Here is a 13,673-nt window from a genome sequence, read left to right as displayed (position 1 = left end):
GTGGCGCAGTTCGTCTGCCGCATGGCGCTCCCGACCGGGGAGATCGTCGAGCGCACGATGGTCGCCGACAGCGAGTCGGCCTTGAGGCGCGAGCTCGAGGAGAAGGACATGCTTCTCCTGGAGTCGCGTCGCGCGAACCCGCTCGCCTCGGCGCTCTCCGACGCGATGGCGGTGCGGTCGCGGATCGCGTCGCGCGAGTTCCTCTTCTTCAACCAGGAGTTCTCGGCGCTGCTCAAGGCCGGCCTTCCGATCCTCGCCAGCCTCGACATCCTGATCGACCGCCGCAAGAACCAGGTCTTCAAGAAGGCGCTCGTCAACATCCGCGAGCGCGTGCGGTCGGGCGAGGCGCTGTCGGAGGCGTTCGCGGCGCAGGGCGATCTCTTCCCCAAGCTCTACGCCGCATCGCTCGCCTCGGGCGAGCGCTCGGGCGAGCTGCCGAGCGTGCTCAAGCGCTACATCTCCTACACGCGGAACGTCATGACGATCCAGAAGAAGGTCGTCGGCGCGATGATCTACCCGGCGATCCTCGTGACGGCGTCGATCATCATCGTCGTCATCATGCTCTTCTACGTGATCCCGACGTTCGCCTCGCTCTTCAAGGATCTCGGCACGACACTCCCCTGGATGACGCAGCTCCTGGTCGACGCCGCGACGTTCCTGCGGTCGATGTGGCAGGTCCTCGTCGCGGCGATCGTCGGCGGGGTCGTCGCCTTCGCCGTATGGAAGCGGAGCCCGTCGGGGCGGGTCGGTTTCGACCGGCTCAAAATGAAGATCCCGCTCATCGGGCCGGCCATCAAGGATTACGCCCAGAACCGCTTCACGCGGACCCTCTCGACGCTCCTCGCGGGGGGCATCCCGCTCGTGACCTCGCTCGAGCTCGCCGCGCGCGCCGTCGGCAACTACGTCCTCGAGAAGGAGCTCATGGACGCCACCGTCCGCGTCCGCGAGGGGCAGTCGCTGTGGGAGTCGCTCGAGCGGACGGGGTACATCGGCGACATGGCGATCGAGATGGTCAAGGTCGGCGAGTCGACGGGCGCGCTCGTCGAGATGCTCGACAACGCATCCGAGTTCTCGGAGGAGGAGATCGACTACCGCCTGTCGAAGATGGTCACGCTCATCGAGCCGCTCATGCTCGTGTTCATGGCGCTCATCGTGACCGGGATGATCCTGGCGATCTACATGCCGCTCTTCCAGGCGGTCGGTAACTCGAAGTTCTAGGAGCGCGGCGATGACCGAACGGCCGGACGTCAAGGACAGGAACCTCGCCCCCGGGCTCGAGCCCGACGCCGAGGGCTCCGTCCTCTCCGAAGAGACGATCGCGCGCCGCGCGGCCGATCGCATCGGCGTCGAGTACGTCGACCTCGAGAACTTCGAGTTCGACCCGGATCTGTTCCGCTCCATCCCGGTCGATCTCATGTTCCGGTACAACTTCGTGCCGCGTCAGCGGACGGCGACGGGGCTCCAGATCGTCGTCGCCGATCCGACCGACGTGCTCATGGTCGACGAGCTCGAGCTCCTCCTCGGGAGCCCGGTCGAGGTCGCCGTCGGGACGCCGACGGCCATCCAGGAGATCCTGAAGAAGTCGGAGTCGAGCCAGCGCGTGCTCGAGGAGGCGACCGAGGAGTTCCGGATCCAGGTCGTCCGGGAGGACGACGAGACCGGCGAAGAAACGCTCACGATCGACAAGCTCACCTCGGACCAGTCACCGATCATCAAGCTCGTCGATTCGACCCTGTTCAACGCCCTCCAGCGCCGCGCCTCCGACATCCACGTCGAGACACGCGACAAGGAGGTCGTCATCAAGTACCGGATCGACGGCGTCCTCTATCAGGCGATGGAGCCGATCGACAAGAAGTTCCACCAGACGATCATCTCGCGCATCAAGGTCATGTCCGAGCTCGACATCTCGGAGAAGCGGGTGCCGCAGGACGGCCGGTTCAAGCTCCGGATGAAGGGGCGCACCGTCGACTTCCGCGTGTCGATCATGCCGTCGGTCCACGGCGAGGACTGCGTCATCCGTATCCTCGACAAGGAGTCGACGAACCGCGAGTTCGCCTCGCTCTCGCTCAACGTCTGCGGCTTCGACGATCGTGAGGTGGTGCGGATGCGCCGCTTCATCAAGGAGCCGTACGGGATGGTCCTCGTCACCGGCCCCACCGGCTCCGGGAAGACGACGACCCTCTACGCCGCGATCTCCGAGATCAAGAACGACGAGGACAAGATCATCACGATCGAGGATCCGGTCGAGTACCAGCTCCCGGGAATCACGCAGATCCCCGTCAACGAGAAGAAGGGACTGACCTTCGCGCGCGGGCTCCGCTCGATCCTCCGCCACGACCCCGACAAGATCATGGTCGGCGAGATCCGTGACGCGGAGACCGCCCAGATCGCGATCCAGTCGGCGCTCACCGGCCACCTCGTCTTCACGACGGTCCACGCGAACAACGTCATCGACGTCCTGGGCCGGTTCCTCAACATGGGGGTCGAGCCGTACAACTTCGTCTCGGCGCTCAACTGCATCCTCGCGCAGCGCCTCGTCCGCCTCATCTGCAGCAGCTGCCGGCGCCCCACGAAGGTCACGCGCGAGCAGCTCACCGAGTCGGGGCTCGATCCCGCCCGTTACCTCGACTACACCTTCTACGAGGGGAAGGGCTGCATCGATTGCAACGGCGCGGGCTACACCGGGCGCACGGCGATCGCCGAGCTGCTCGACATGTCGGACCGCATCCGCGAGATGATCCTCGAAAAGAAACCCGCCGCGGACATCAAGCGCGCCGCCAAGGAAGAGGGGATGACCTTCCTCCGCGAGGCGGCGCTCGCGAAGGTGTTCGCCGGCAAGACCACGCTCCACGAAGTCAACAAGGTGACCTTCATCGAATGAACGCACTCGAGCCGATCCTCAAGCACGTGCGGCGCCTCGAGCCCGAGGCGCTCCTCCACCTGCCGCCGAGCTTTCCGCCGGTCGCGATCGAGATCGACCGCGCCGACCTGCGTCTCGTCCGCATCCGCCCGCAGAAGCGCGAGCGGCCCGCGATCGAGGCGTTCCACGTCTTGAGCGCCCCCGAGGACGCCGCTGCCGCCTCGATCCTGAAGCCGGGCGGCGGGGCGGGAGCGGAGCTCGCGAAGCGCCTCCGCGACCTGTTCCTCCAGACGGGGACGAAGCCCGGGCGCGTGTCGCTCGTCCTCCCCGACAACTTGGCGAAGGTCTCGATCGTCACGCTCCCCGAGAAGCCGCGCACCCGGAAGCAGCTCCTGGAGCTCCTGCGGTTCAAGCTGCGCCGCTCGGTCCCGTTCCGCCTCGAGGACGCCGTCCTGACTGCGAGCCTCCTCCCCGGGCCCGGGCCGGAGGTCGGCGTCCTCGTCGCGGTCATGCTGCGATCGGTCGTCGAGCCGTACGAGGCGGCGTGCGAGGCCGCGGGGGGACGCCCCGGCCTCGTCGATCTCTGCACGCCGAGCCTGTTCAACCTTCTGAGGCGCGATCTCGTCGCCGCGTCGGCGGCGGGCGGCGACGCCGCGCTCCTCAATTGCACGCGCGGCTACTTCACGCTCATCCTCGTGCGCGAAGGGCAGGTCGTCTTCTTCCGCTGCAAGTCGTACGCGGGGGGCGACGAGGCGGGGCGGCCGGAGCCGCTCTCCGTCATGGCGCGCGAGCTCGCGTCGTCCTTGTCGTACTACCAGGAGAAGCTGTCGGGCGCCGGCATCGGCACCGTCTTCGTGCGTGCCCTCGACCCCGGCCTGGACGAGGTCGCGCCGATGCTCCAGCGCATCGGGTTCGGCGCCGTCCGCGCGGTCGAGCCGGCCGGGCTCCTCGCGGCCTCGACGCGGCTCGGCCCCGACGATTTCCTCCGCGCGGCGCCCGCACTCGGGGCGGCCGCGGGAAGGACGGCCGCGTGATGCGCGCGCTCGACCTCAACCTCGCCAGCCGGCCCTTCGAGAACAACGTCCCGTTCTGGGCGGGCCACGCGCTCGGACTGGCCCTCGTCCTCGCGTTCACCGCGTGGAACGTGCGCACCTATCTGGCGACACGCAGCGCGATCGAGAAGGTCCAGGCCGACATCGGCTCGGTCGCCCGCCAGATGGCCGAGCTCGACCATCGGGACGACGAGGCGATCAAGGCGGCTCACGCGTACGACCTCAAGACCCTCCAGGCTCAGGCCGACGTCGCGAACGAGATCATCCTGAGGCGCGGCCTCTCGTGGACCGATCTCTTCAATCAGTTCGAGAAGGTCATCCCCTACGAGGTCCGCGCGACGGCGGTCAGGCCGCTGTACGGCCCGGGAGGTGCCTCGCCCGCGGCGCGCGGGAAGTTCGAGGGGACGGTCCCGATCTCCGTCGAAGGACAGGCGCAGAGCTTCGAGGCGTTCCTCGAGTTCGAGCGCGCGCTCATCATGGACCCCCATTACTCGGCGGTCGAGCCTCTCCGCACCGAGGCGGTGACCGGCGGGACCGATCTCAAGTTCGAGCTCACCTTCCTCTACGACCCGCAGGGCCGCCTCGGCGGCGAGCATCCGAAGCTGCCCCATGTCCTGGACGCGGCGAAGAAAGCGGAAGAAGAGGGGGGCGAAGCCCCGCCCGACGCGATGAAGGCGCCGCAATGACGGCCCCGCGCGCCCGCTTCGACATCCGCCGCTCGTCGGGTCAGATCGCGCTCGTGCTCGGCGCTCTCCTGCTCGCGAATGTCGTGGTGTCGATCGTTCTCGTGCGGCCGAAGGTTGCGGAGTGGCGGCAGCTCACCGACGAGACGGGACCGCACCGCAAGGTGGTGAAGGATCGCGAGAAGGAAGTCCAGCAGCGCGAGACGTACGCGGCATCCTTGAACAAGGCGCGCGACGACATGAAGCGCCTCGCCGAGGACGTCCTCTCCACGCGCCAGCGGCGCATGATCGCGGTCCAGCTCGAGGTGACGAAGCTCGTCAAGGAGTTCGGGATCGCCGCCGACCGCGTCCAGTACGACAATCCCACGAGCGACAACGGCGCGATGGAGCGGTTCGGCATCCAGGTGCCGCTCCAGGGCGGCTACACGAACCTGCGCAAGTTCATCCACGCGGTGGAAAGCTCCGACAACTTCCTCGTCATCGAGAAAGTCGCGCTCGGGCAGGGGAAGACGCCCGACTCGGTCGAGCTCAACATCACGCTGGCGACCTACTTCATCGCGCCCGACGCGAAGCTCGATCAGCTCGGCAAGAAGCCCGTGGCCCCGCCGAAGGAGAGCTGATGGCGCGCGCGCTCTCCAAACGCGAGAGGAACCTCCTCGCCGCCCTGGCGCTCGGCGCCGGGATCTGGATGTGGTATTCGTGGGGGTCAGGCGACGCTCCGGCGGTCGCCGCCAAGAAAGAGGCCGAGAAGGCCAAGAGCGCGCTCGTCATGGGAAAGGTGCCCCTCGTCCACATGGAGCTCCTCGACAAGGCCGAGACCAACTACGACTCCCACGGACGGGACCTCTTCAAGTACTCGACCCGCCCGCCCTCGGTGGCGGAGGTCAGGCGGATGAAGGCGGAGCTCGCCGCGGCGCAGAAGGCAGCGGCCCTGGCGGCCGAAGCCCAGAGGAAAGCCGCGGAAGAAGCGGCGCAACGAGCGGCCGCGGCCGCAATCGAGGCGAAGCTGCACCCGCCTCCTCCGCCCAAGCCGCAGCCGCCTCCGGTCACGTTCCGCTACATCGGCTTCGTCGGACCGCCGAAGGACCGCGTCGCCGCTTTCGACCTCAACAACGAGACCTTCGTCGCGAAGGCCGGGGAGGTCGTCCGCAAGGACTACCGGATCGACGAGATCCGCTACGAGTCGGTGCTCATCAGCTTCGTCAACCCGGAGTTCAAGGGGCAGACCCGCGAGCTGCCGCTCAGCCGCGGGAAGTAACGGGGGACAGACGTGTCGATCACGCAACGCACGGCGGGGGCGGCCCTGGCGCTCCTGATCCTCGCTGGAAGCGGCTGCGCCGCGCAGAAGGCGTACCACACCGCCGAGCAGGCGGCGCGGCGCGAGAACTGGGACCAGGCGGTCCTGGCCTTCAGCAAGGCCTCGGCGCTCGATCCGGGCAACTCGCGCTACGACATCGCGCTGTCCCGCGCGAAGCTGAAGGCCTCCGCCGAGCACTTCGACAAGGCCAAGCGCTACGCGAAGTCCCAGCAGTGGGACCTCGCGGTGGCCGAGTACCAGCAGACGCTCCTCCTGAATCCCGGGAACCAGCACGCGGCGGACGAGATGGACAAGGCGCTCACGATGATCAGGCGCCGCGACGAGCAACCCTCCGAGATCGAGCGCCTGAAGGAGCAGGCCAAGAAGGACGCGTTGGCACCGCCCAAGCTCTCGGCGAAATCGAACATCCCGATCCAGGTCCAGTTCCGCGACAAGCCGATCGGCCAGATCTTCGACGTCATCGGCAAGGCGTCTCAGATCAACTTCATCTACGATGAGAAGACCGACCTGAACAAGCCGATGACGATCGAGATCGGCAGCGTCACGCTCGAGAAGGCGCTCGACATCCTGATGCTGCAGACGAAGAACTTCTACAAGGTCATCGACGAGCACACCCTCTTGATCGCGCCGGACAGCCGGCAGAAGCGGACGGAGCTCGAAGACCAGGTCATCCGCACGTTCTACCTCTCGTCCGCCGAGACCAAGCAGGTCGTCTCGGTCGTCCGCACGCTCCTGAACTCGCGGCAGGTCGCCGAGAACGACGCGCTCAACTCCGTGTCGATCAAGGACACCCCCGACAAGGTCGCGATCGCCGAGAAGCTCATCGACTCGAACGACAAGTCCAAGGGCGAGGTGATCATCGACGTCGAGCTCATGGAGGTCAACCGGCACACGCTCCAGAACGTCGGCATCGACCTGTCCTCCAAATCGCTCAGCCTCCAGTTCCTGGACGGCAAGACGTCGCTCCCGCTGAACAACCTCTCCAGCCTCAAGCAGCAGGGGAACTGGCTCCTCGGGCCGATCCCTTCGGTCGTCATCAACTTCCTCAAGAGCGACACCGACTCGAAGACGATCGCCCAGCCGCAGCTCCGCGTCTCGGAGGGCGAGAAGGCCGAGATCGTCATCGCGAACCGCATCCCGATCCCGAACACGTCGTTCAACAGCTCCCAGACCGTCGGCGGCAACATCGTGCCGATCACCTCGTTCACCTATCAGAACGTCGGCATCACGCTCCAGATCGAGCCGCGCGTCCACCACAACAAGGAGGTGTCGCTCAAGGTGCAGGTCGAGGTCTCGAACCTCGCCGGCACCGTCGACCTCGGCACCGGGGTTACGCAGCCGATCATCGGCACGCGTCAGGTCCAGACGGTCATCCGCCTGCGCGACGGCGAGACGAACCTGCTCGCGGGCCTCATCAAGCGCGACGACACGGTGACGAAGTCGGGGGTCGCCGGCCTCAGCGACGTCCCCGGGATCGGCGACGTGCTCTCGAGTCACAACACCGACCGGCAGGACACCGATCTCGTCCTGACCCTGACCCCGTACATCGTGCGCATCCCGGACATCTCGGAGGACGACCTTCAGACGCTGTGGGTCGGGACCGAGGACAACATGCGCCTCCGCGGTTCCGTGCGCGGCGTCATGGGCGTGTCGCCGTTCCAGGACGCCGACGAGGACACCGGGAAGGCCGTCGCCGGGCCGAACCCGACGAAGCCCTATCTCCCGCCGCTCTCGCCCGACGCGCAGAAGCCGGCGACGGCCGGGGCCCAAGGCGCCGCGGGCACGATCGGCGGCGTCGCGGTCGAGAAGAACCGTGCCGAGGCGCCGGTTCCGGTGCCCGTTCCGACTCCGGCCCCGACCGGTGGATCGAGCGGTACGGTCGGCGGCTCGGGGACGCAAGAGACGCCGCCTCCGCCACCCGCGCCGCCGCCCCAGGGTGGCGAGCAGGGTGGGGGCGAGGTCGTCAACCCTCCGGCGGAGGGTTCGCCGCCCGAGCAGCCGCCGGTTACGAGCCCGGCCACGGTGCGCATCGTGCCGTCGGCGCCGTCGTACCACATCGGCGACCGCGTCGTCGTCGAGGTGCGCATCGACAACGCGACGAACGTCGGCTCGGTCCCGTTCCACCTCAAGTACAACCGTCAGGTCATCGAATTCGTCCCGCCCGCGGTCCAGGGGCCGTTCCTGAACGCCGACGGCGCGAACACCGTCTTCCTCGCCAACGACAACGGCGGCGAGATCGTCGTCGGTCTCTCGCGGCTCGGAAGCGGCGACGGGATGACCGGCGGCGGCACGCTCGCGACCTTCCAGTTCCAGGCGATCAACGCGGGCGACTGCGGCTTCGCGTGGAACGGCGCGTCGGTCAAGGACCCACAGGCGCGCAACCTCCCGGCGAGCTTCCTCACGGCGCCGGTCGCGGTCGAGCCGTAGGAGCCGCGATGATGACGAGGAGCGGGGAGCGGGGCCTGACCTTGATCGAGCTCGTCTGCTGCTCGGCGATCATCATCATTCTCGCGAGCGTCGCGGTGCCGGTGGCGAACACGTGGGTCAAACGCCGGAAGGAGCTCGAGCTCAGGCGGGCGCTTCGCGACATCCGCTCCGCGATCGACCGGTTCCAGTGGGACGTCGAGCACAACCCCGGCATGCGAGGGACCAAGATCAACGCCACCAACGAAGACGGCTACCCGGAAAAGCTCGACTGGCTCTACCAGGGTTACGACATCGGCGACGCGGCGGGGACGAAAATCAAGTATCTGCGCCGCCTGCCGCTCGACCCGATCACCGGAAAATCCGACTGGGGGACCCGCTCGAACAAGGATCGCCCGGATTCCTTGGCGACCGACGGGATGAACATCTTCGACGTACATTCGAAGAGCGAGGCCAAAGCTCTGGACGGGACGAAGTATGCGGATTGGTAGGTCCCGGAGGCGCTCGGGTGAGCGCGGCTTCACGCTCATCGAGCTCATCGTCGTCTGCGCGATCATCGGGATCCTCTCGACGGTCGCCGTGGCGAACTATCGGAGGAGCATCGTGAAAGCGAAGGAGGCGGCCCTCCAGCAGGACCTCTACACGATGCGGACCCTCATCAACCAGTACTTCGCCGACAAGGGGAAGTATCCGGACGGCCTCCAGGCGCTCGTGGACGACCACTACCTCGCGGTCATCCCGCGGGACCCGTTCACGGACAGCTCGGACACCTGGCAGACCGAGCAGGCCGAGATCGACTCGCAAGAGGACATTTCGCAGGAGCCGGGGATCGCGAACGTCAAGAGCGGGGCCGAGGGGACCGCCCTCGACGGACGCTCGTATGCCGAATTCTGAGGAGAGTGCGATGACGACGAGGAGAGCAGCCTGGATCGCGGCGGCGGCGCTCGCGGCGGCGGCGATCGTCCTGCCGGGGTGCGAGAATTCGCCGCTGAGCGCCGGCAAGGATTTCAAGATCACGCTCATCGCGCAGCCCGGGGCGGTGGTCATCGACCCCGCGAACAACATCAACGAGGGGACGTCGACGCTGCTGGCGACGGTGCTGGACGGCAACTCGGTTCCCCAGCAGGGGATCACCGTCTACTTCTCGGCCAACGGCGGCTCCCTGTCGTCGGGCGCCCACGGCGTGAAGACGAGCGGCGCAGGCATCGCCACCGACGTGCTCACGGTCGGCGCCAACGACCCGGCGTCGATCACGGTGACGGCGACCTCCGCATCGATCTCCGGCACCGCCACGGTGACGAAGACGGCCGTCGCGGGGAATCGCCCGCCGTCGGTGCTCATCGTGGCGTCCCCGCAGAACACGCAGGCGTCGGGCGGCGCGGTGGTGTTCGACGGCTCGGGTTCGTCCGACCCCGACACGGGACAGTTCATCACGATGTACAAGTGGGTCATCACGTCGACGAATCCGGACGTCGGGAAACCGAACCCGATCATCGCGGAGGGGCCGGGCGTCTCGGGGGTCTCGATTCCGAACGACGCGATCACCGCGTTCCAGAACGCCCAGGGCCTGACGGTGACGCTCCTGGCCACCGACGATCCGACCGCCCCCGCGACCTTCGCGGCCGGCCAGCCGGTCGCCTACCGCGCGCAGCAGACGATCAACTACACGATCACGGGGTGCGCCAACACCGCGCCGACCGCCGTGATCGCCGGCCCCGCGACCCAGCAGATCATTGGCGGCGCCGGGAGCCTCGCCACGGTCCAGCTCGACGGCAGCCTCTCGACCGATGCCGAGACGCCGATCGATACCTACACCTGGAACTGCGGTAACGGCTCCATTCCTCAGGTGGTTCCTCCGGCGCGCGCGGTCTGCTCGTACCTCGTCGACGGCGTACAGCGCACCTACACCGTCACGCTCGTCGTAACCGACCGCGGGAACGGCCAGATCGTCAACGGCCAGTACCAGTGTGTGAAGCAGTCGACCCCGGCGACGATCCAGCTGCTGGTGACGCCTCAGGCCGGAGGCTAGAGAGGTGGCGATGCCCCGGCGGCGCAAGGAGCGAGGCGCGCTCATGGTCGCGCTCATGGCGGGGCTCGCCATCATGATGATCCTCTCCGCCGTCGCCGTGCAGAAGTGGGCCGACGTCGTGAGGCGCGACAACGAGGCCGAGATGATGTTCCGCGCGCAGGACATCGTCCGCGCCCTGCGCCGCTACCAGAAGGACCAGGGCAAGCTCCCGAACGAGCTCAAGGACCTCCGCGAGCCGGGAACGAAGGGCCAGTACTTCATCCGCCACCTCTGGAAGGATCCGCTCGTCAAGGGCGGGAAGTGGCAGCTCCTCTACGCCGCACCGGGCGGTGGGCTGTTCGACCCGTCGGCGGCGCCTCCCCCGGACGGGAGCAACCCGACGACGACCGCGCAGACGCCGTTCGGCGGCGGCCAGTCGCTCGGCTCGCCGCTCGCGGGTACGCAGCTGCCGAATCAGAACTCGGGCGGCATCCCCGACATCATTCACCACGACGACGGCACGTCGGACGTCACCGGCCTCCCGATCGCCGGCGTCAAGACCCGCTCGACCGACATGCCCTTCCGCCGCTACCGCGACAAGGACCAGTACAAGGACTGGGTCTTCTCGATCTTCGACCAGCAGACGACGCCGGCGCCGGGCCAGGCGCCGAATCCGGGTCAAACGGGAGCTCCGAACCCGAGCAACAACGGTCAGAACCTCGGCCAGCAGCAGGGAGGCAGCGCGAGCTTCCCACCCCGCTGATATACTCGCCGCCCTTTCACGCCGCGCGCTCGCGCGGTGCCTTGCGAGGCCGGCACCGATGACCCGTGGGACGATCCGCAAGGAAACGCTGCCGAACGGCATCACCCTGCTCTCCGAGCGCATGCCGCACGTGCGGTCGGTCACCCTCGGCATCTGGCTGAAGCGCGGGAGCCGTCACGAGCCGGTGTCGCTGAACGGCGCGTCGCACTTCATCGAGCACCTCGTCTTCAAGGGAACGGAGAACCGGACGGCGCGCGAGATCGCGCTCGCGGTCGACTCGATCGGCGGCCAGATGGACGCCTTCACGTCGAAGGAGTACACCTGCTTCTACGCGAAGGTTCTCGACACGAACCTCGCGGAGGCGGTCGATCTCCTGGCCGACATCGTGCTCAGGCCCCGCTTCGACGACGACGAGCTCGAGCGCGAGCGCAAGGTCATCGTCGAGGAGATCCGGATGGTCGAGGATTCTCCCGAGGAGCTGATCTACGACCTCTTCTCGACCCACTTCTATCCGGGGCACGCCCTCGGGCGGCCGATCCAGGGGACCGAGGACACCGTGCGCGGCCTGAGCCGCGCGCGCCTCCTGCGCTTCTTCCAGACCGTCTACGTGCCCGAGAACCTCATGATCGTCGCCGCCGGGAACCTCGAGCACAAGGGGCTGGGGCGGCTCATCAAGAAGGCGTTCGGGCGTATGCCGCGAGGAAGCGGGAAGGACGGCAAGATGCCGCCCCCGCGGGCGCGCGGCGGGGTCGTCACGAGGACCAAGAAAGAGCTCGAGCAGCTCCACCTCCTCCTCGGCGTCCCGGCGTTCCCCGAAGGCTACGAGCGGCGTTATCCGCTCTTCGTCATGAACGCTCTCCTCGGCGGGACGATGTCGTCGCGCCTGTTCCAGAAGATCCGCGAGGAGCGCGGCCTCGCGTACAGCGTCTACTCGGCGGTCAACGCCTTCCGCGACGCCGGAATCCTCATGATCTACGCGGGGACGAGCCCCGAGAAGGCCGACGAGGTCCTGGACGTGGTGCGGAACGAGCTGCGCGACCTGCGCGAGCGCGGGCCGGACGCGCACGAAGTCGAGGTCGCCAAGGAGCACCTCAAGGGCAGTCTCATGCTCTCGCTCGAGTCGACCTCGAGCCGCATGTCGAACCTCGCGCGGCAGTACCTCTACCACGGCCGCACGTTCCCGATGGGGGAGACGCTCGCGCGCCTCGAGAAGGTGACGCTCGCCGAGGTTCACCGCGCGGCGAAGGATGTCCTGCGCCCTGGCGCACCCGCCCTCGCGGTCGTGGGAAAGACGAAGCGGCTCGCCGCGGCGCGCACAGGGTTCGCCCTTTGACCGACGAGGCGGCGGAGGTCGGCGTCCTGCTCCTTCCGCACGGACGCGACCTGCCGCTTCCCGCCCGTGCGAGCGGCCATGCCGCCGGCTTCGACCTTCGGGCGTGCGTCGACGGCGCGGTCACGATCGCGCCGGGGGGGCGCGCGCTCGTTCCGACGGGGATCGCGGTCGCGCTGCCGCCCGGATTCGAGGGACAGGTCCGCCCCCGGAGCGGGCTCGCGCTCAAGGCGGGCGTCACGCTCCTCAACACGCCGGGGACGATCGACGCCGACTACCGCGGCGAGATCGGTGTCATCGTGGTCAACCATGGGGACGCGCCGTTCACCGTGAGCCGGGGCGAGCGGATCGCGCAGCTCGTCATCCACCGGCTACCGACCGTCCGCCTCGTCGCCGTCGACGCGTTGCCCGAGAGCGCGCGCGGCGCCGGGGGCTTCGGCCACACCGGGACGACGTGATGGTCCGTGTCGTCCCCCTGGGGAGCGGATCATCGGGCAACGCGACGCTCATCGCTTTCGGCGAGCGGACGGTCCTCGTCGACGCCGGGCTCTCGGCCCGCGATCTCGCCCTCCGCCTCGCAGCGGCCGGCCAGGCCGCCGAGCGCCTGGACGCGATCCTGCTCTCGCACGAGCACCACGACCACGCGCGCGGGCTCTTCCGCTTCGCGACGCGCCACCGCGTGCCGGTGTTCACGACGCCGGAGGTCCTGGACGCACTGAACCTCGCGCCGCACCACCTACCCGCCTGGCACGCCTTCACGCCCGGCTCCGCCTTCGAGACCGCAGGGATCGAGGTGACGCCGTTCTCCGTCCCGCACGACGCGGTGAATCCCGTCGGGTTCGTCCTGCGGGCCGAGGGGATCCGGGTGGGGATCGTCACCGACATCGGCCACATGACGACCCTCGTCCAGCAGCGTCTCCGGGGCTGCCACGTCCTCCTCGTCGAGGCGAACCACGACGACGCCATGCTCCTCAAGGGGTCGTACCCGTGGGCGCTCAAGCAGCGCATCGGCGGGCGGCTCGGGCACCTGTCGAACGACGAGGCGGCGACGCTCGTCGCCGCCGTCGCCGACGACGAGACCCAGGCGGTGGTCCTCGCCCACCTTTCGGACAAGAACAACACGGCCGCCCTCGCACGGGCCGCGGTCGCGAACGCGCTCGACCGCGCCGGCCGCCGCCGCGTCGCGATGCGCGTCGCCCTTCGCTCCGCACCGACGCCGGCGGTGGAGGTCTAAA

14 protein-coding genes are annotated in these 13,673 nt (G+C 68.2%); all 14 read left to right on the top strand.

Translation table 11 applies throughout. The annotated features are described in order from the left end of the window. Genes VFV19_02380 through VFV19_02315 form a run of 14 tightly spaced genes read left to right on the top strand, consistent with a single transcriptional unit; the run spans position 1 to position 13,672 of the window. Positions 1–1,218, top strand: coding sequence for a type II secretion system F family protein (locus VFV19_02380; protein HEX4823138.1), 1,218 nt, complete (start codon positions 1–3; stop codon positions 1,216–1,218). Positions 1,219–1,228: 10 nt separating this feature from the next. Then, positions 1,229–2,881 (top strand): GspE/PulE family protein, encoded by a 1,653-nt coding sequence (locus tag VFV19_02375; protein ID HEX4823137.1) that lies wholly within the window; start codon positions 1,229–1,231, stop codon positions 2,879–2,881. After that, positions 2,878–3,894 (top strand): hypothetical protein, encoded by a 1,017-nt coding sequence (locus tag VFV19_02370; protein ID HEX4823136.1) that lies wholly within the window; start codon positions 2,878–2,880, stop codon positions 3,892–3,894. The genes VFV19_02375 and VFV19_02370 overlap by 4 nt, the downstream gene beginning before the upstream one ends. Further along, complete coding sequence (locus tag VFV19_02365) at positions 3,891–4,598, top strand: hypothetical protein (GenBank protein HEX4823135.1); 708 nt, start codon at positions 3,891–3,893, stop codon at positions 4,596–4,598. The genes VFV19_02370 and VFV19_02365 overlap by 4 nt, the downstream gene beginning before the upstream one ends. Then, positions 4,595–5,215 (top strand): GspMb/PilO family protein, encoded by a 621-nt coding sequence (locus tag VFV19_02360; GenBank protein ID HEX4823134.1) that lies wholly within the window; start codon positions 4,595–4,597, stop codon positions 5,213–5,215. The genes VFV19_02365 and VFV19_02360 overlap by 4 nt, the downstream gene beginning before the upstream one ends. Next, entirely contained in the window at positions 5,215–5,853 is a 639-nt protein-coding gene (locus VFV19_02355) for a hypothetical protein (GenBank protein ID HEX4823133.1), read from the top strand. The genes VFV19_02360 and VFV19_02355 overlap by 1 nt, the downstream gene beginning before the upstream one ends. 12 nt (positions 5,854–5,865) lie before the next feature. Further along, entirely contained in the window at positions 5,866–8,340 is a 2,475-nt protein-coding gene (locus tag VFV19_02350) for a cohesin domain-containing protein (GenBank protein HEX4823132.1), read from the top strand. Positions 8,341–8,351: 11 nt separating this feature from the next. Next, positions 8,352–8,828, top strand: coding sequence for a type II secretion system protein (locus VFV19_02345; protein HEX4823131.1), 477 nt, complete (start codon positions 8,352–8,354; stop codon positions 8,826–8,828). Then, positions 8,815–9,231, top strand: a complete 417-nt coding sequence (locus tag VFV19_02340; GenBank protein ID HEX4823130.1) for a type II secretion system protein — start codon at positions 8,815–8,817, stop codon at positions 9,229–9,231. The genes VFV19_02345 and VFV19_02340 overlap by 14 nt, the downstream gene beginning before the upstream one ends. 10 nt (positions 9,232–9,241) lie before the next feature. Next, positions 9,242–10,366, top strand: a complete 1,125-nt coding sequence (locus VFV19_02335; GenBank protein HEX4823129.1) for a hypothetical protein — start codon at positions 9,242–9,244, stop codon at positions 10,364–10,366. Between the two features lie 4 nt (positions 10,367–10,370). Next, positions 10,371–11,108, top strand: a complete 738-nt coding sequence (locus tag VFV19_02330) for a type II secretion system protein (GenBank protein ID HEX4823128.1) — start codon at positions 10,371–10,373, stop codon at positions 11,106–11,108. A gap of 58 nt (positions 11,109–11,166) precedes the next feature. Next, positions 11,167–12,441 (top strand): pitrilysin family protein, encoded by a 1,275-nt coding sequence (locus VFV19_02325; protein HEX4823127.1) that lies wholly within the window; start codon positions 11,167–11,169, stop codon positions 12,439–12,441. After that, a complete protein-coding gene (gene dut / locus VFV19_02320; protein ID HEX4823126.1) occupies positions 12,438–12,896 on the top strand; it encodes a dUTP diphosphatase in 459 nt (152 codons plus the stop codon). The genes VFV19_02325 and dut overlap by 4 nt, the downstream gene beginning before the upstream one ends. Beyond that, positions 12,896–13,672, top strand: coding sequence for an MBL fold metallo-hydrolase (locus tag VFV19_02315; protein ID HEX4823125.1), 777 nt, complete (start codon positions 12,896–12,898; stop codon positions 13,670–13,672). Before dut ends, VFV19_02315 begins: the two co-directional genes overlap by 1 nt. Position 13,673: the final 1 nt, after the last annotated feature.

The organism is Candidatus Polarisedimenticolaceae bacterium (assembly GCA_036275915.1).
In the GTDB taxonomy this organism is placed as follows: Bacteria; Acidobacteriota; Polarisedimenticolia; order Polarisedimenticolales; family DASRJG01; genus DASRJG01.
Note: the sequence above shows the minus strand (reverse complement) of the source record. Positions and strands in the feature narration are given on the sequence as shown.